Source organism: Acinetobacter sp. CY05 (genome assembly GCF_059515805.1).
In genome coordinates, this window is the sequence record NZ_JCAKMW010000003.1 from 58,100 (window position 1) to 75,787 (window position 17,688).

Below are 17,688 nucleotides of genomic sequence, written 5' to 3' on the forward strand. Positions count from 1 at the left end.
TCACCATGCGTCATCGTAATAGTGGTGTGAAATTAGGCCGTACAAGCAGTCATCGCAAAGCGATGTTCCAAAACATGGCTAATTCTTTGTTCGAGCACGAGTTAATCAAAACTACTGTGCCTAAAGCAAAAGAGTTACGTCGTGTAGCTGAGCCTTTAATCACTTTAGCTAAAAACGATACTGTTGCAAACCGCCGTTTAGCGTTTGCTCGTACTCGTTCAGCAGCAACTGTTGGTAAATTATTTACCGTTCTTGGCCCTCGTTACAAAGAGCGTAACGGCGGTTATCTACGTGTTCTTAAAGCGGGCTTCCGTGCAGGTGATGCTGCACCGATGGCTTACGTTGAACTAGTAGATCGCGAAGTTAAATAATTTCGCAAGAACTGTTCAGTTGTTCTAAAAAAGACCGGTGTTTCACCGGTCTTTTTTATTGTCTTTTTGTAACTAAAACTCTTCTAACAATTATTTTTCTAGATCATAAAATGCTGTTTAAGCTCAGTTAAGGATGAGCAATGCATCCACAAGTCATAGACACCGTTATTATTGGTGCTGGAATTTCCGGTATTGGTCTTGCCGTTCATCTAAAAAAAATAACCCGCAGCAAAAATTTCTAATTTTAGAGGCGCGTCATTGCATTGGTGGTACTTGGGATTTATTTAAATACCCGGGTATTCGCTCTGATTCAGACATGGCGACATTTGGCTTTGCTTTTAAAGCTTGGAATAAAAATACTTTACTGGCTGATGCTGTATCGATCCAAAATTATTTGCAGGAAGTGGTTGAGGAGTATCAACTCAAAGCCCAGATGCAATTTAATACGCGTGTCATGCAGGCACATTATTATTCGGATAAAAAATGCTGGAAATTAAGCCTTCAAGATTCGACAGGTCGCTGCTCTGAAATCTGGGCGCAATTTGTGGTGGGCTGTACGGGCTATTATGACTATCAAAATCCCTATCAACCTTATTTTCAGGGTCAAGAAAATTTTCAAGGACAACTGATTCATCCGCAGCATTGGCCACAGGAGCTCGATTATAAAAATAAAAAAATCGTAGTCATTGGGAGTGGGGCGACAGCAGTGACTTTAGTGCCTGCCTTGGTGAAAGGCGGCGCAGCCCATGTCACTATGCTACAACGCTCACCTAGTTATGTCGTGAGTGTTGCAGCTGAGGATCGTTTATATCAAAGCTTGCGCGCTCAACTGCCAGACAAGTTAGCCTATCAAATTGTTCGCGGTCGTAATATTTTGACTCAGCGTAGTTTATATTATGTTGCGCAGAAGCAGCCTAGATTATTAAAAAAGTTACTGCTTAAGCAAGTTGATCGCCAATTACAAAATAGGCGAGATTTAAGGCACTTTCAGCCGCACTATATGCCATGGCAGCAACGTCTATGTGTAGTGCCTGATGGTGATTTATTTGCAACCTTAAACACTCAGCAAGCCACGATTATCACAGACGAAATTGCTGAATTGAGCCAACATGGTTTAATTTTAAAGTCAGGACAATATTTAGATGCGGATCTCATTGTGAGTGCTACCGGTTTAAATTTACAGGTTTTAGGTGGCTTGCAGTAAGTATGTAGATGATCAGCCAATTGATATAGCTCAGCGTATGCTTTATCACAGTACTTTAATTAATGATGTGCCCAACTTTGCCCTTATTATTGGTTATATCAATGCCTCATGGACCTTGAAAGTAGATTTAGTTGCACAGTATTTATGTCGTCTTTGGCGCTTTATGCAAAAAAATGCCTACAGCCAAGTGCTTGCGAGCAGCGCCGATATACAGATGACTGAGCAGACCATTATGGACGGGCTGAATTCTGGTTATATTCAGCGGGCAAGGCATTTATTGCCTAAGCAGGGTAGTCATGCGCCTTGGTTAACTGAGCATAATTATTTTGCAGATCAAAAGCATTTGCGTAAAGCAAGCTTTGATGATGGCACTTTGTTTTTTAAGCACTGAACATCAGCTTTTAAATCGGTTACACTTAAAAATAGATCGTTACTGTTGGAAAATGCAATGCAAGAAATGAGTTTAGAAGAACGTAAGGTAATTTATCGTGCGCGTCGTGGGTTAAAAGAAATTGATGTATATTTCGATCCTTATGTGAAAAACTATTATTTACAAGCAGATGCTGAAGAAAAAGCCACCTTTGCTGCCTTGGTGGAACAAGAAGATCCGGATTTATTAGACTGGTTTATGGAGGTGTCTGAGCCACCACGTCCAGCAATGCGTGCCTTAATTAATAAGCTTAAACATTACGTTCATGGCTAACAGCTGCTTTCAACTGAAACGTAGTTATTTAGCGTTATGTTTTCAGTTTGTGCTTGCTTCAGTGATCATTGCTGTATTGGCAATGACACTGAGCCTATGGCTATTGGGCGCTGGCATACTGCTCTTGGTCTTGAGTTACTTATATTTTTATAATCAAGATCGCATCCTTCAACTTGACTATTTAGCCGAACAGGATTGGACCTTAAGCAAGCAAAACGACAAGCAGCAGCGTGATCAAATTAAAAAAATCATCGATCATGGGCTATATATTATTATATTTTTTCAACAACATCCGCCTTTAGCCATTTGGTGTGATCAATTGTCTTGGCAAGACTGGAAACGTTTAAAGGTATTGGCTAAGCTGTATTAGTGCGTTTTTTAAATAGCGGACTGCACAGTAAAATTGCAACTAGAATTAAGCTAAAGCCAATTAAACTTAAACCATCGGGCAACTCTTGCCAAAATACATAGCCCCAGATTCCAGCAAAAATAATCGCAATATAATTTACAGAGCCAATTTGTCCGGCAGGTGCTAATTTATAAGCATGTGATAAAAACAGTTGGCTAATATTGGCCAGTAAGCCAGCTGTAATGAGTAAACTTAATTCTAGCCCAGTATAAGGTCGCCATAACCAAAACATAGGTAACATTGAAATAAGTGTGCCAATCAAGCAAAAATAAAACACAATCCGCTCTGGTGGTTCAGTGGCTGTTAAGGCACGCACGGTAACAAAGGCCATAGCGGCCAAGAGGCTTGCACCTAAACCAATGCCTGACATCAGGTTAAATAGTCCACTATCAGGCTTGGCAACGCATAATACACCTACTAAACCTAGGCCTGCGGCAACTAACATACTGGGCGTGATTTTTTCTCTTAAGAATAACCAAGCAATCAGCGGAATAAAAATGGGAGATGAATAGGTAAATACCATGGCATCTGAAAGTTTAAGATGGGCAATGGCATAGAAAAAGCCATACATGGCAGTTAAACCGACCACAGAGCGCCAAGTGTGCATCCATAATTTTTCAGTTTTAAAGAAGCTTAGCCCCTTATTAATTAGCAGGGGTAGAAAAATAAATACACCAATAAAGTTGCGAAAAAACACAATGGTAGCGTTATCTACACTCTGTGATGCATAACGAATACAGACCCCCATCACCGAAAATAAAAATGCAGCTAAAGTCAGACAAGCCAGTGCTTTAATAAGTTGAGAGGAAGCAGGGGTAGGCATCAGGCAAAGATCGCGTAGTGTTTGCTTCAGTTTAACGCAACATGACAGCAGATTTGTATGTTCTTATTCGGCAAGTAGTTGTTCTAGTAATTTAATCTGCTGTTCTTTCAGGCGAATCAATTCATCAGCAGTTAGATGTTGCTGTTGTAAGGCTTCTTCTTGCGCGATGAGTTGTTGCTGAAGATCAAGTTGTTTAGCAATTTCTTCCTGTGCCAAGCTGGCGTCTTCTGGAATAGCCTCACTGAGTAATTCTTCTTCGATTAAAACTTGATTGGGAGTCGCTTGAAATTTAGGTACATCTAGTTTGGGTGTAGATGCAGGATTTACATCTGTCTTAAACAGTTGCGTTTGCTGTGAAGCGTCGTTGAGCGCAGATGGCTCAGTCTTTTGTTTTAAAAAGAGATAACTACTTACCGCAATACTGATTGCGGTAAGTAAAACAATCATCCACCAAAGTAGTGATGAACTTTGACGCTGCATACGATTATTTTTGGCGTGGTTTAAATTGAATCACACCAATTTCATCTGGAAGCTCAGGCATTTGCGGTTCTTCAACCTCAGTTGGGCGATTCTCTGAGTAGTCGCATTCAATACACTCAATCCATTCAGCATCGGCTGTTGTGAGCATCACAATACGGTCTTGGGCTTCACAGCGTGGACATTTAGCACCTGCAATAAAACGACGCTTCATGGTCATGATCCTCACCTTATCCTTAGAAATTGAAGCGTATTTTACGCGCTTTAAACCTTATTCGTCCAACCTTGATGACGTAATAGCGCTTCAATCTTAGGCTCACGGCCACGGAAATTGACAAAGGCATCTAAGGCGCTATCACGACCGCCTACAGCAAGTACGGCTTTACGGAATTCCTGACCGGTTTGGGTATTAAAAATACCTTCTTGTTCAAAACGATCAAAAGCATCACTGGCGAGCACTTCCGCCCACTTATATGAATAGTAGCCTGCAGCATAACCACCCGCAAAAATATGGCTAAAGCTATGTTGGAAACGGTTATAAGATACAGACGGCACTACACTAAATTTGGCTCGGATAGCATCTAAAGTATTTTGGATACCTTGTGCATCCAATGCAGGATTCGTTTGATGAATATTTAAATCGAATAAAGCAAATTCAATTTGACGTAAAGTTTGCATTCCTGATTGGAAGAAGCGCGCATCTAATAGAGATTTGAGTAAATCGGCAGGTAGAGTGTGCTGTGTTTCGATATGCTCACTAAGCAAGTTTAAGCTTTCCTGATCCCATGCCCAAAATTCCATAAACTGACTTGGTAGCTCAACAGCATCCCATGCTACGCCGTGCGTGCCTGCTACAGAGATATTATCTACCTCAGTAAGCATATGATGCAGACCATGGCCAAATTCATGGAATAAGGTGATGACTTCATCATGGGTCAGTAAGGCAGGTTGATTGCCAACCGGTGGGGTGAAGTTACACACCATATAGCAAATTGGTTCTTGTAAGCCTTGTTGGCTTTGCATACGTGAACGGAAACCACTCATCCATGCACCACCACGTTTGCCACTACGTGCATACAGGTCAAAATAGAAGCCACCTAGGACTTGCCCTTGATCTTCAAGCTCAAAATAACGCGCATCAGCATGCCAAACAGGTGCCTGACGTTCAACCACATCAATACCATATAAACGTTTCACAATGCTAAATAAGCCTTGCAAGATTTTTGGTGCTGGGAAATAGGGTTTTAACGCTTCTTGCGATAAATTAAATTGCTGAACTTTGAGTTTTTCTGAATAGAAAGTGGTATCCCAAGGCTGTAAATCTGTAATACCATCTGCTGCCGCAATTGCTTTTAATTCACTCATTTCTTGCGTTGCAGGCTGACGGGCATGCTCGGCTAAATCTTCTAAGAACTTTTGTACAGTCGCCACATCCGGCGCCATTTTGCTGGCAAGTGATAGCTCGGCGTAGTTGTTGAAACCCAGTAAAGCCGCCATTTCTTGACGCAGCTTTAAGATTTCTTGCATGACATCGGTATTATCAAATTCTGTTTGCGCAGATTGATCTGAAGCACGTGTGGTATAGGCCTTATATAGCGTTTCACGTAAAGCACGATCCTCTGCATAGGTCATAATGGCCAGATAAGATGGGAAATCCAGCGTTGCGACAGGTTGCTCAAGCTCACGTTGTTGACCATATTGCTTTAATAATTCAACGCTACTTTCTGGCAAGCCTTTGAGTTCATCATGACATAATGGCTTAAAATAGGCTTGCGTGGCATCTAAAACATGATTAGAAAAGTCAGATGAAAGCTGTGATAAACGTGCTGAAATTTCAGCATAGCGTTTTTTGGCTTGACCCTCTAAAGCCACACCTGAGAGTTTAAAATCGCGTAAGGCCAATTTAATCGCACTTTGTTGTGCTGCACTTAAATTCTGGTATTCAGCGGAGTCGTGCACTTGTTCAAAGGTTTGATATAAAACAGTATGTTGACCCAGCTCAGTGTAATACGCACTTAAGCTTGGTAACAGGCTTTGATAGAGTTCACGGGTTTGAGTATTGTTCATGACAGCATTTAAATGCGATAACACCCCCCATGCTTCACTCATATTGTTTTCGAGCTGATCAAGTTGTTCAAGGATGCTTAAACGCGCAGCTTGACTCTCAGGCACGCTGCTTAAATCTTGTAAGAATTGTTGACCTTGGCTAATGGCAGTTTGGATTTGTTGTTGTAATTGTTCAAGGCTGATTTGGTCGAATTTTGGCACTGGCAAAGTGGCCTGTTGTAATGTCATGTTTAAATTACTCAATTTTGTCTTAGTAGTAGATGTAGGGCTTATGTTCGATAAAATCAAGCCTGATCAACAAAAAGAGCGCCGTGGCGCTCTTTTTTATTTAGTCACTTTGTGACTTAGCATTGGACTTTTTCTTTTTTGCCTTTTTCTTTAACTTATCTTTAGCCTTCGCTTCAGATTTTCCTGCATGTTTTTTAACAGACTTTTTACTGTAGGCACTGGGTTTAGATTTTGACTTTTTCTTTTTAATGGGCTGTTCACCATCTTCGCCTGTATCGCCTTTGCTTGGACGTTCACTAAAGGTTTGTTCAGTGACTTGTGGGCGAGGACGTGGCGTAGCACGCGGTGCAGCTTTACGTGGCGCACGACTACGTACTGGGCGACCTGCATGACTTAATTGCTGTAACAGCTCAAAGTCAATTTTACGCTCTTCTAAATTGACCGCAGCGACTTTAATTTTCACTTCGTCGCCTAAGCTAAAGCTTTGACCATGATTTTGACCAATTAAACTTTGACTCATCTGATCAAATACAAAGAAATCATCACCCAATTGACTGACATGAATCATGCCATCGACATATAAATCTTTTAAGGTGACAAACAAACCAAACTCAGCCACAGCTGTAATATGACCAACAAAATCTTCCCCAACATGCTGCTGCATATAGTGACATTTGAGCCATGTGGTCACAGAACGTGAAGCCTCATCGGCACGACGTTCTGTTGCTGAGAAATGTGTACCCGCTTCATCTAAAGCACCACCTGATAATGGCGATGGTTTATTTTTAAGATGGGCTTTAATGGCACGATGTAGCAGCAAATCTGGGTAACGACGAATTGGCGAAGTAAAGTGCGTATAGGCATCATAAGCCAAACCATAGTGACCCGCGTTATTTGGGCCATAATAAGCTTGCATCATAGAGCGTAATAACACGGCATGAATACTTGGTGCATCAATACGCTCTTTGGTCGCGTCAATTACGGCTTGATAATCAGCTTGGGTCGGTTGTTCTGGGAACGATAAACCGAGTAGTTTGACAAAATCACGCACTTTTTGAATACGTGAGAATTCAGGTGGCTCGTGAATACGGTACAACATTGGCACTTCATTTTTCAGCGCATATTCTGCAGCGGCTACGTTGGCCAATAACATACATTCTTCAATGAGTTTATGTGCTTCATTACGGCTACGTGGCAGAATTTGATTAATGCCACCGAGCTCATCAAAGGTCATATAGGTTTCAACAGTTTCAAATTCCATGGCATGACGTTCAGCACGTAGCACTTTGAGCACTTGATAGAGTTGGAACAGGGTGTTCAGTGACTTACGTACGCTACGGTCTTCGGTAATGGCTGTACTGTCACCATCAAAGTACTGTGCTACTTGGTCATAAGTTAAACGCGCCTTAGAATGCATCACAGATGGATAGAATTCATAACCCGTGACACGACCTGCACGTGATAGTTTTAAATCACACACCATACATAAGCGGTCAACGTTTGGATTTAACGAACATAGACCGTTAGAGAGCGCTTCTGGCAGCATGGGCAAGACAAAGTGCGGGAAATACACTGATGTACCACGCTCGACTGCTTCATCATCTAAAGGTTGACCTGGACGTACATAATGACTGACATCGGCAATCGCGACCACAACACGGTAGCCACCACCTGCGCGTTTTTCGGCATACACTGCATCGTCAAAGTCGCGTGCATCTTCGCCATCAATCGTCACTAAGGCTAAATCACGTAAATCGATGCGACCTTCACGGTCTTTGGCTGTAGGTTCTTTAAAACTTTCGGCTTCTTTAATAACGTCCTCAGGGAATTCGTAAGGTAAGCCAAACTCTAAAATCGTTTGTGGAATAATAATTTCAGTATCGGCTTTATCGGCCATCGACTGCACAATATGCCCAGTGGCAAACTCTTCCTTAGTCGGATACGTATCAATGGCGACGCGAATTGAATCACCTAGATTGACTTTGGCGTGTTCGATCAACTCTTTTTCTAAAGTAATCGGTTGATGGCTATTTGGTGCACTGGGTTGTACAAAGTATTCGCCATCATACATCGACACTTTACCAATGATTTGTTTAACGCGATGTTGCACCACATCGGTCACAAAGCCCCAAGCTTTACCTTTACGGTCAACCGAAGTTTGACGGATTTTGACACGGTCGCCGTTAAACACTTGGCGTAATTCACGTTCAGGTAACAATAAATCATCGTGACCGCTAATATTCGCAGTACCTAAGCCTTTACTATTGATATAGACAGTCGCTTCATGGGTCGGTTGTTCAGCAGCAATCTGGAACTTAAATCCATCCTTCATTAGCTGACCATCGCGTACCATTGCAATTAATCGGTGTTGCAGGGCATCAATACTTTTTTGATCGGCAATTTCAAACTGTTCCACCAGGTCAGCATGCGACTGTGGATTTTTTAATTGAGTAATCGTCTCTAGGATCAGAGTACGACTTGGAATGGGATTATCGTAACGTTCGGCTTCTGCCTTTGCTTCTGGATCGACCCAAGTTTTCATCATATCTTCAGTTTCTTATCAGTGGATGGCTTTAGCATAAGACATCACAGCCTAGACTGCACGTAATTGGCTGCAATAATGTGTTTTCGCTTTGTTTTTTTGTATAAACGGATAGTTTATAAACAGTAAAAGCTAAAAAAAATAAAAGATGGTTAAAAAATGTCTTGTTGGGTGATTTTTTTCACTTTTTTGCATGACAGTGCTTGCATGAAATGCATTTCCTCTATAATATTGCCACCACGTTACGGTGAGATGGGTGAGTGGCTGAAACCACATCCCTGCTAAGGATGCATACGGGCAACTGTATCGAGGGTTCGAATCCCTCTCTCACCGCCAACTTTACTTATGTCGCGCTCATAGCTCAGCTGGATAGAGCACTTGGCTACGAACTAAGGGGTCGGGAGTTCGAATCTCTCTGAGCGCACCAATAAGTAAAGATGAAAAACGTAAGTCTGTTAAGACGACACAAGTTACGCGCTCATAGCTCAGCTGGATAGAGCACTTGGCTACGAACTAAGGGGTCGGGAGTTCGAATCTCTCTGAGCGCACCAACTTGAACAATTAACCGCTTTAGCAGCGGTTTTTTTGTGCCTAAAATTTGACTTTGCTCTAATTTCCTAATTTCCTAATTTCCTAATTTCCTAATTTCCTAATTTCCTAATTTCCTAATTTCCTAATTTCCTAATTTCCTAATTTCCTAATTTCCTAATTTCCTAATTTCCTAATTTCCTAATTTTTAGCGATAAGCCTATGTTTTGGTAGATATTACTATTGTCCTATAACATTGTTTGATTAAACTCAGTTTATGGAGATTTAAAAATGTAGGGGGCAAGGAATGTTTCCACAACAAGCGCAGCTACAGCAGTTGTATAGCGATGGACAGCATCTATATCAACATTTAGATTTAGTCATTTATTTATCTAATAAACCTTGTTTTGTCTGCCAAGACAATTTAGATGGTGTAGTGGATGATTTTTATCAAATCAGCAGTGGCAAAAAGGTGAGTTTTTGTGCGGCTTGTAAGCCTAAATTAGTTAAAATTGCTTAATAAATAGCTAAAAAGTAGCAATTCGGCTGATATCTGTGCAGTTGATTAGGTTTTTGTGAAAAAGGGCTTCACAAGCTTTAAAACTTCTCTATAATACACCTCATCAAGACGTCGCGCTCATAGCTCAGCTGGATAGAGCACTTGGCTACGAACTAAGGGGTCGGGAGTTCGAATCTCTCTGAGCGCACCAATCTTATAAGAATTCTGAAAAACCGCACATTGATGCGGTTTTTTTACGTCTATTGTTTCTATCACGAAGCATCAACAAGCTTGAAATTATGGTGTAAGATTTGCCCATACTTTATTTGCTATTGATATTTCTATGTCGGACACTTCACCTAGTCTCTCGCTGCGTTATTACTTAAATCTAGAAGAATCACAAGATGGTTTTGCCCTTGCCACATTTGGCAAGAAACAAATCACCCGTTTTATTACCCCTTTGGTGAGTATTGCAATTTTAATCTGGGGGTTTTATTTAGGGATTGATGGCGTTGGTCGTTATTACGTGGCGCTGGGCGCATTTTTCCTCGTGTTACAAATGTTAATGCGCTATTGGTTTTTACCTATGATGTTTAAACGTCAATTTGTGAAATATCAATTTGGCAAAAGTGAACAAGGTTTAGATTTATACCAAGATCACGCGCAAATCTTTGCCAATGGGGGTACAAAGACCATTGCTTATAGTGATGTGGTTAATTTTGCGGAAGGTAAATTGACCTATATGCTTGAACTCAAGAGCCGTATGGTGGTGATTGTACCCAAACGTGCTTTTCGTGATGCGAATGAGCAGGCTATTTTTAGTAATACCTTTAGTAAAAAATAAGAGGAACTCATAATGACAACATCAGCTTCTAAAATTGTCTGCGTAGGACGCAGTTATGCAGCGCATGCCCAAGAGTTAGGGAATGCTGTACCTGATCAACCGGTATTATTTTTAAAGCCAGCCAGTAGTTTAAGTAAATTGGCACAGGGTATTACTTGGAATCAGGATTTAGGCAGTTGTCATTATGAATGTGAGCTGTCTTTACGTATTGACCAACCACTGTCACGTGTTACGGATAGCGCACAAGCTTTACACGCCATTGGTGCAGTGACTTTGGGTTTAGATCTAACCTTACGTGACTTACAGGATCGATTAAAAGCCAAAGGTCATCCTTGGGAACGTGCTAAAGCTTTTGATGGTGCTTGTATGCTAGGGGATTGGGTTGATGTAGCCCATATGCCAGCATGGGATCAAATTCACTATACATTAGAAATTAACGATGAACTGCGCCAACATGGTGATACCGGATTACTGATTTTTAGTATTGCTGAGCTACTCAAAGACATCAGCCAAGTCTTTAGCTTAAATCCGGGCGATGTGGTGATGACAGGCACGCCTGCCGGTGTGGCAGCTTTACATAAAGATGATCAGCTTAAAATGACTCTTAAAGGCAAAGATCAAGATTTTGTTTGGACGACTTTTGTTAAATAATTAAATAAACATAAAAAAGGACTGCTTAGCAGTCCTTTTTTATATTAGTCACGCAATAAATGTGCAAACTTATTGTGTAGCTTTAATAATTTTGGCGGAATGGCAAAGTTGCAATAGCCTTGGGTTGGATTCTTTTCAAAATAGTTTTGATGATAATCTTCAGCAGGATAGAACGTTGGTACAGGGCTTAACTCAGTCACAATGTCTAAGCCTTCTGCTTTAAGGCTAGCAATCATCTGTTCAGAGGCTTGTTTTTGCTCATCGCTATAGTAATAAATCACCGAGCGGTACTGTGTACCTACATCTTCGCCTTGACGGTTTAACGTTGTTGGATCATGTGTTGCAAAGAACACATCGAGCAACTGTGCGTAAGTAATTTCAGTTTCGTCAAAATCAACTAATAACACTTCTGCGTGATTGGTTTCACCTGTACAGACTTGTTCATAGCTTGGATTTTCAGTCGTGCCACCAGCATAACCACTTGTTACTTTTTTGACACCTTGTAAGCGTAAAAATACCGCTTCCACGCACCAGAAACAGCCACCGCCAAATAAAGCTTGTTGCATGTTATATAACCCAAATTTTGTTGATTTATAAGCTTTAATATAAGCTTAATTTATATAAGTACAATCTGATCATGTAATCAAATGTACAAAAAGCCTGCAATAGCAGGCTTTTTTTTAGCGAGGTTGCACAGCGCTGCTAAATTGCAACAAGGCATTACCATTTTTGTCTAATAATTTGAGTGTTTTATTATACACCTGATAATGGGTGACTTTATTTAAAGCTTCTACATATTTTTCAGGTACATAGGTCTTATCCATACAGGCCATACGTGTAGTGGCAATTTGAGACAGATTTAAGGTATCACGCCCTGCGCTATAGCTGCCCATTAAGCGGTTACAGCCATCGGCCCCTGAAATACGACCATCAGTACTAAATTGTAAGCTTGGAATGTTGGTGGTGCTTGGCTTGGTGGTCACTTGCATGGCACCAATATGGGTGAGGATCCATGTACCATGTTTCAACTGCAATAGATTACTCTGTGTAATGGTTTCTGAAGGGCCTGTTTGAATTGGTGTGCTCGAACACGCAGTCATGGCCACTGTTGTGCCTAAAATAGCAACCGTGATTAATTTTTTTAACATGTTAGATACTCTTATTGTCGTGAATTACTTGCTTATCTTATGCAAATATAATGACAATGTAAGTAGAAATTACAAAAATTAAGGTTTAACTACACCTTGGCGCAACAGGGCAGAATATTGGGCACTCGTTAACTGTTGGCCATGAGTTTTAGGATTTACATGAGCCAGTTGATACCAGGTGGCTATATCAATATTAGGCTCAATTACTTTTAAATCATGTAAGTAATTGGGCAAATAGCCAGAAACCAGTAAGCGGTAATCGCTAGGTAGCGCTTGTTTGGAGACGGCCTGCACCATATCAAAAACTAAGGTGGTGCAGTTACTGGTCAAGGTGTTATACCACTTTGGGGTATGAGCCAATTGATCCGCTTTATGGAGATATTCTTGGAACAGCGCGCGACGTTCAGCTGCTGCCATCTTAACTGGAAAAAAATACACTTGCTCAGCACGGATATGACTACGGGTATAAATAATATCTTTTTCGTCAGCCGCAACGAGGCTGAGTTCAAATTGTCGAAAAAAGCCACCAATTGCAGAGAAGTCTTCTGTTTTTTCTTTACGGATTTCAATAGAAAAGGTAATGGGAGCAGCATTATAAAAATCGAAGCTGACGAGAGTATGGGCGATTTGAGGCCCCATCCAATAAGAGGTAATAATATTCACGCCTGAGATTTGACTTAAATCAAAGCGACGAGTTTCCCAGCGTTCGATATAACTGCCATCTGGCTGCCAAGCAAAGTTACGTACGTTATGCAAGCTAACTATATCGCCATGTTGTTCATAATGAAGCAAACGTGCAACTTCAGGGTTCCAATCGCGATTTTGCTGTGGTTCGAGCGAGATATACCAGCTTAAGGCCATGATAAACCCCAAGATATACACTAACACATCCTTTTTACGGTTAAAAAAATGGGTGGCATAAACCCCAAGTACGCTTAAAGCAAAAGCCAGCCATATACCAATCAACACGCGTGATAGCAGCACCCCAAAAGGTTGTTGCACCCAAAGCGCGATACATAGCCATAACGATGACACAACCACAAAAACACTAAAACCACTATGTAATAGCCAAGTCATGAAGGTTTTAGTATGTGGCTGGCGCATAGTCTTTAAGACCTTCAAATAAAACCTTATTTTTGATAAGTGGCAAACTCAAAAGCAATGCCAGTTTTGTCATCAATATGTTGTTCTGACGCGACTTTCTTAAACTCAGATGGAATTTGCGGATAATGTGCATCACCTTGTACATCAAGTTGTACATGCGTCAGTTCTAAACGATCGGCAATATCTAAAGTTTGTTTAAAAATTTCACCACCCCCAATAATAAAAATAGAATTGGGTTTTTCTGAAGTTTTTACATCTGCGACAGCTTGCGTTAAAGCCTCTTCAATCGAGTAAGCGACTTTTGTGCCTGAGAATTGCCAGTTTTGATCACGGGTAATCACCCAATTAACACGCTTAGGTAAAGCTCGGCCCATAGATTCTAAAGTCTTACGTCCCATTACCACCACACCACCTTGGGTAATGGCTTTAAAGTGCTGTAAGTCTGCAGAAATATGCCAAGGTAAGTCGTTGCCTTTACCAATGCAATGCTGTTGATCCATGGCAACCACATGCACCACTTCTAAATTTTGAAATGCCATAACAACTCTTTCAATGCGTTTAAAGTTTAATAAAAATAATAGACACCATAGAATAAATCCCTCAACAATTGAGGGATTTATAAGCTAGCGCGTTTAAGTCTTAGACTGCAACAGGCGCTTTAATACCCGGATGCGATTCATAACCCACAATTTCAATATCTTCAAACTTAAACTCAAACAGATCTTTAATTTCAGGATTAAGTTTAAGTTGACACAGACCCATTGGTTCGCGTGTGAGCTGTAATTGTGCTTGTTCAAAATGGTTGGTATATAAATGCGTATCGCCACCTGTCCAAACAAAATCACCTACATCTAAATCACAGACTTGCGCGATCATATGGGTCAGCAGGGCATAGCTAGCAATATTAAACGGCACGCCTAAGAACACATCGGCACTACGTTGATACAGCTGACACGACAATTTGCCATTATGGACAAAGAATTGGAACAAGGTATGACAAGGTGGCAGTGCCACTTGTCCAGCTTCATTAGGATTCCAGCCAGACACAATCAAACGACGCGAATTTGGATTGGTCTTAATTTCATTAATAAGCCATTTGATTTGGTCAAAACCATCTTGATTATAGCTGTTGTCGCTATTTTTAGTGGCACCAAAGTTACGCCATTGATGACCATAGACTGGGCCAAGCTCACCTTCAGGACGGCCAAAACGTGCAGTTTGTTCTGCTGTTGACCATTCATCCCAAATACTCACTTTATTGTCTTTTAAATATTGAACATTGGTGTCGCCTTTTAAAAACCACAACAGTTCAATCACAATAGAACGGAAATGAACTTTTTTAGTGGTCAATAAAGGAAAACCTTTAGCGAGATCAAAGCGCATTTGATGACCAAATACAGAACGTGTTCCTGTGCCTGTACGGTCGCCCTTATCACCACCATTGTCGAGGATATGTTGTAAAAGGTCTAAATATTGACGCATAGAACTCTCGGCTAATGTTTATTCATGCTATTTCAGGGGGAGTTAAAATAGCGATGCAATAAAATAAAAATAGGAATCAGCTAATGATACAGATAAGCCGCCTACATGCAAATGGCTTTCAGCATGTAGGTGGCTTGAGCAGGCTAGATCGCTCAATTCTGAATGCTAATTTGTTTTAACGATTAATTAAGATAAAAAAACGATTAATTGTTTACCTTTTGCTACATACAAAAAATATTCAGTTCATATCTTTAAGTTTTAATTCAATGATTAATAATATTTTTTAAATAAATGTGGAGAGTTTTAGCTGATTTTTTAACCTTTTCTTACATTTTATAATATGAAAAAATGAATAAACATGGTTAACATGCCAGCTCCAAAATTTGTGTAAGCTCAATTTAGCTTAGGAAGGTGTCTGTAGAATGGTTTATGATCAAAGCGTCAACATGAGTGAAGTGCATGCTCCTGTCCAAGCCAATATTGTAATTCGTTCGCAGGCTGGTCAAACTCCCCCAAAGTCAATTGCAAAGCCGGAAAAGAATGTCTATAGCTTTAATGGTCAGCGTATTGATATCAATAAAATGACCAGTTTTTTGAAAGGTATTACCCGTCAAACCAGTACGCAAAAATGTGCACGTAGTGTGCGTTTAGCACTACAAGCGGCAGGTGCACGTTTCCAAAGTCATCCTGTTGCAGCTGCTGATTGGGGTTCGACTTTAACTAAGATTGGTTATCGCAAAATTAACTTGTCTTTTGATCAGCCGCAAAAAGGCGATATTTATATTATCGACCGTACTGCCAAAAACCGTTATGGCCATATTGCAGCTTATTCTGGTTCGGCTTGGGTGTCTGATTTTAAACAACGTAGCCATGCAGTGTATAAAAACCAAAACGTGAAATATGAATATTACCGTTTAGCGTTTTAATCGAAACGTCGGGCGCGATGGCTGTAAATGGACACCACAAACAAGCCAAGCACACTAAAGCCAATGGCTTGTAGCATCAGCGCCCAAAAATGTTGTGTGGGTAATAAAAACATGAGCATCAGCCAATAAACGAGTGGCAAAATAAAAAATAGGGCATCAAAGCCTGCGTTATAGCGTCCTTTTTGTTGAAGCGTTAACTTCAATTGTCTGAATAGATGCAGCAAGGCACCTAAGCCTAAACTCATTAAGCTCAACACAAGGCTCAGTTCAGCCACTTTAGCGCACATATAAATCACCAAACATACCGCGACACAAAGGCCTAGCTTGATCTGTCGATGACATTGATCCGAATACCAAAAATCGAGCATGTTTAATCCTGTGCTTTTAATAAAGAAAAAGGTGAAAACACACAAACTGCTAAAGCCATAAAGCCAATCCCTTGTGCACCTAAAATCAAAATATCGCCGTGTTTAAACTGCATAAAAATGAGGGCCATTAATAAGGCAATCGGAATCCAATGCAAGAGGCGCGCGAGTAAATCCGGTGTTTTGCTCAAGTGTATTTTGCAATAGCGACAAATTAAAAATACTAAGCCTGTGGCTACAAACAATAAAATTGCACTGAAGTCTAATGGGGCTAGCAGATACAATCCGGCAGTCACCAAGGCTAAAACAGCCAATAAAATAAATTTACGCCCAACAGGCACACGCGGATCAAACCAAAACTCAAGCATAACTGGCCTAAAGCAATAAACGGGAGTTTAATGTAGCAAATTGGCATAAAAAAGGTGAAGTCATTGCTTCACCTTTTAATCTTGAAGGGCTACTGGTTAGCTCGTTTTGGCCCCCAATCATAGACGTTGTTCTTATAGGCGTACCACATCATCCAAATTCCCACCAGAATCATAGGTAGGCTCAGGGCTTGGCCTTTACTCATCCAAGCAATAAATAATTGGCTGTTATCAGGTTCACGGAAGAATTCCATGATAAAGCGTGCTAAACCATACCCCATTAAAAATAACGCAGACACTGCCATACGCGGGCGCGGTTTAGAACTAAACCACCACAGTAAAATAAATAAAATTAAGCCTTCAGCCAGTGCTTGATAAAGCTGTGAGGGATGACGCACCAACTGTAAGGGATCTGTAGGGAATACCATACCTAAAGGAAAGTCTGGATTATTTACGGCACGGCCATAGAGTTCGCCACCAATAAAATTACCAATGCGGCCAAACATTAAACCTGTGGGTACACATGGAGCAATAAAGTCCAAGGTTTGAAACCACGACATCTTGTATTTTTTACACCACAGTAACATGGCCAAGACCACACCCAAGAAACCGCCGTGGAAGCTCATGCCACCGGTCCAAACTTGGAATAACCACAGTGGGTCTGCCAAAAACTGCTCAAAGCCGTAAAAAAACACGTAGCCGACACGACCACCGAGCACGACACCCAGTGCACCATAAAAAATTAAATCAGAGACCATATCTGCTGTCCAACCTTGACGTTGTTTAGCACGATAGGTCGCCAGCCCCCAAGCAAATAAGAACGCCAATAAATACATTAGTCCGTACCAATGTACTTGTAATGGCCCAATTGCGATGGCAACTGGGTCAATATTTGGATAGGTCAGCATGTAAATTCCTTGATATTGTTTTCGTTAGATTCTAGCCGAAAGTC

General features: G+C 40.9%; 20 protein-coding genes, 4 tRNA genes and 1 pseudogene. 12 read left to right on the plus strand and 13 right to left on the minus strand.

Annotated elements, in window-relative coordinates:
• Positions 1 to 5 precede the first annotated feature (5 nt).
• The 4 genes and pseudogenes from rplQ to AC5YCD_RS04195 all read left to right on the plus strand — a co-directional run bounded on the left by rplQ (position 6) and on the right by AC5YCD_RS04195 (position 2,648).
• Positions 6 to 371: a 50S ribosomal protein L17 gene (gene rplQ / locus AC5YCD_RS04180; protein ID WP_004691290.1), complete on the plus strand. Its 366-nt coding sequence runs from the start codon at positions 6 to 8 to the stop codon at positions 369 to 371.
• 140 nt (positions 372 to 511) lie between these two features.
• Positions 512 to 1,966 (plus strand): annotated as a pseudogene (locus AC5YCD_RS04185) (flavin-containing monooxygenase).
• Positions 1,967 to 2,023: 57 nt separating this feature from the next.
• A complete protein-coding gene (locus AC5YCD_RS04190) occupies positions 2,024 to 2,278 on the plus strand; it encodes an FAD assembly factor SdhE (protein WP_496128832.1) in 255 nt (84 codons plus the stop codon).
• Positions 2,271 to 2,648, plus strand: coding sequence for a hypothetical protein (locus AC5YCD_RS04195; protein ID WP_496128833.1), 378 nt, complete (start codon positions 2,271 to 2,273; stop codon positions 2,646 to 2,648). The genes AC5YCD_RS04190 and AC5YCD_RS04195 overlap by 8 nt, the downstream gene beginning before the upstream one ends.
• Here the strand turns inward: AC5YCD_RS04195 and AC5YCD_RS04200 are convergent.
• The 5 genes from AC5YCD_RS04200 to rnr form a co-directional block, all read right to left on the minus strand.
• The gene (locus tag AC5YCD_RS04200; RefSeq protein ID WP_496128834.1) at positions 2,635 to 3,510 is read right to left on the minus strand and encodes a DMT family transporter; all 876 of its coding nucleotides are present in this window, start codon (positions 3,508 to 3,510) and stop codon (positions 2,635 to 2,637) included. The genes AC5YCD_RS04195 and AC5YCD_RS04200 overlap by 14 nt on opposite strands.
• A gap of 63 nt (positions 3,511 to 3,573) precedes the next feature.
• Positions 3,574 to 3,990 (minus strand): hypothetical protein, encoded by a 417-nt coding sequence (locus AC5YCD_RS04205; RefSeq protein WP_496128835.1) that lies wholly within the window; start codon positions 3,988 to 3,990, stop codon positions 3,574 to 3,576.
• 4 nt (positions 3,991 to 3,994) lie between these two features.
• Positions 3,995 to 4,201: a YheV family putative zinc ribbon protein gene (locus AC5YCD_RS04210; RefSeq protein WP_496128993.1), complete on the minus strand. Its 207-nt coding sequence runs from the start codon at positions 4,199 to 4,201 to the stop codon at positions 3,995 to 3,997.
• A gap of 50 nt (positions 4,202 to 4,251) precedes the next feature.
• Positions 4,252 to 6,282, minus strand: a complete 2,031-nt coding sequence (locus AC5YCD_RS04215; RefSeq protein WP_496128836.1) for a M3 family metallopeptidase — start codon at positions 6,280 to 6,282, stop codon at positions 4,252 to 4,254.
• A gap of 100 nt (positions 6,283 to 6,382) precedes the next feature.
• Positions 6,383 to 8,827 (minus strand): ribonuclease R, encoded by a 2,445-nt coding sequence (rnr, locus tag AC5YCD_RS04220; RefSeq protein WP_496128837.1) that lies wholly within the window; start codon positions 8,825 to 8,827, stop codon positions 6,383 to 6,385.
• Positions 8,828 to 9,070: 243 nt separating this feature from the next.
• Between rnr and AC5YCD_RS04225 the strand changes: the two genes are divergently transcribed.
• From AC5YCD_RS04225 to AC5YCD_RS04255, 7 genes are all read left to right on the plus strand, one after another.
• Positions 9,071 to 9,160 (plus strand) — tRNA-Ser (locus tag AC5YCD_RS04225).
• A gap of 14 nt (positions 9,161 to 9,174) precedes the next feature.
• Positions 9,175 to 9,251 (plus strand) — tRNA-Arg (locus tag AC5YCD_RS04230).
• Between the two features lie 47 nt (positions 9,252 to 9,298).
• Positions 9,299 to 9,375: transfer RNA gene (locus AC5YCD_RS04235), tRNA-Arg, on the plus strand.
• Between the two features lie 284 nt (positions 9,376 to 9,659).
• Positions 9,660 to 9,872 (plus strand): hypothetical protein, encoded by a 213-nt coding sequence (locus AC5YCD_RS04240; protein ID WP_496128838.1) that lies wholly within the window; start codon positions 9,660 to 9,662, stop codon positions 9,870 to 9,872.
• Between the two features lie 113 nt (positions 9,873 to 9,985).
• Positions 9,986 to 10,062: transfer RNA gene (locus AC5YCD_RS04245), tRNA-Arg, on the plus strand.
• Positions 10,063 to 10,194: 132 nt separating this feature from the next.
• The gene (locus AC5YCD_RS04250; protein ID WP_496128839.1) at positions 10,195 to 10,695 is read left to right on the plus strand and encodes a YcxB family protein; all 501 of its coding nucleotides are present in this window, start codon (positions 10,195 to 10,197) and stop codon (positions 10,693 to 10,695) included.
• A gap of 12 nt (positions 10,696 to 10,707) precedes the next feature.
• Positions 10,708 to 11,346: a fumarylacetoacetate hydrolase family protein gene (locus AC5YCD_RS04255; RefSeq protein WP_496128840.1), complete on the plus strand. Its 639-nt coding sequence runs from the start codon at positions 10,708 to 10,710 to the stop codon at positions 11,344 to 11,346.
• A 44-nt stretch (positions 11,347 to 11,390) separates the two neighbouring features.
• Here the strand turns inward: AC5YCD_RS04255 and msrA are convergent, their stop codons facing one another.
• The 5 genes from msrA to thyA form a co-directional block, all read right to left on the minus strand.
• On the minus strand, positions 11,391 to 11,912 hold the full coding sequence (gene msrA, locus AC5YCD_RS04260) for a peptide-methionine (S)-S-oxide reductase MsrA (protein ID WP_496128841.1): 522 nt from the start codon (positions 11,910 to 11,912) through the stop codon (positions 11,391 to 11,393).
• 114 nt (positions 11,913 to 12,026) lie between these two features.
• Positions 12,027 to 12,494 carry an META domain-containing protein gene (locus AC5YCD_RS04265; protein WP_496128842.1) on the minus strand — a complete coding sequence of 156 codons (468 nt, stop codon included), beginning with the start codon at positions 12,492 to 12,494 and terminating at the stop codon, positions 12,027 to 12,029.
• 78 nt (positions 12,495 to 12,572) lie between these two features.
• Positions 12,573 to 13,598, minus strand: coding sequence for an Lnb N-terminal periplasmic domain-containing protein (locus AC5YCD_RS04270; protein WP_496128843.1), 1,026 nt, complete (start codon positions 13,596 to 13,598; stop codon positions 12,573 to 12,575).
• A 26-nt stretch (positions 13,599 to 13,624) separates the two neighbouring features.
• Entirely contained in the window at positions 13,625 to 14,137 is a 513-nt protein-coding gene (locus tag AC5YCD_RS04275; RefSeq protein ID WP_496128844.1) for a dihydrofolate reductase, read from the minus strand.
• 100 nt (positions 14,138 to 14,237) lie between these two features.
• Positions 14,238 to 15,080, minus strand: coding sequence for a thymidylate synthase (gene thyA, locus AC5YCD_RS04280; RefSeq protein ID WP_496128845.1), 843 nt, complete (start codon positions 15,078 to 15,080; stop codon positions 14,238 to 14,240).
• A 422-nt stretch (positions 15,081 to 15,502) separates the two neighbouring features.
• Here thyA and AC5YCD_RS04285 point away from each other — a divergent pair, with 422 nt between their 5' ends.
• The gene (locus tag AC5YCD_RS04285) at positions 15,503 to 16,006 is read left to right on the plus strand and encodes a CHAP domain-containing protein (RefSeq protein ID WP_496128846.1); all 504 of its coding nucleotides are present in this window, start codon (positions 15,503 to 15,505) and stop codon (positions 16,004 to 16,006) included.
• Here AC5YCD_RS04285 and AC5YCD_RS04290 read toward each other — a convergent pair.
• The 3 genes from AC5YCD_RS04290 to lgt all read right to left on the minus strand — a co-directional run bounded on the left by AC5YCD_RS04290 (position 16,003) and on the right by lgt (position 17,644).
• Positions 16,003 to 16,374: a hypothetical protein gene (locus AC5YCD_RS04290; RefSeq protein ID WP_496128847.1), complete on the minus strand. Its 372-nt coding sequence runs from the start codon at positions 16,372 to 16,374 to the stop codon at positions 16,003 to 16,005. The two genes, AC5YCD_RS04285 and AC5YCD_RS04290, sit on opposite strands and share 4 nt — an antisense overlap.
• A gap of 2 nt (positions 16,375 to 16,376) precedes the next feature.
• Positions 16,377 to 16,739 (minus strand): hypothetical protein, encoded by a 363-nt coding sequence (locus tag AC5YCD_RS04295; RefSeq protein ID WP_496128848.1) that lies wholly within the window; start codon positions 16,737 to 16,739, stop codon positions 16,377 to 16,379.
• Between the two features lie 89 nt (positions 16,740 to 16,828).
• The gene (gene lgt, locus AC5YCD_RS04300; protein ID WP_496128849.1) at positions 16,829 to 17,644 is read right to left on the minus strand and encodes a prolipoprotein diacylglyceryl transferase; all 816 of its coding nucleotides are present in this window, start codon (positions 17,642 to 17,644) and stop codon (positions 16,829 to 16,831) included.
• Positions 17,645 to 17,688 lie beyond the last annotated feature (44 nt).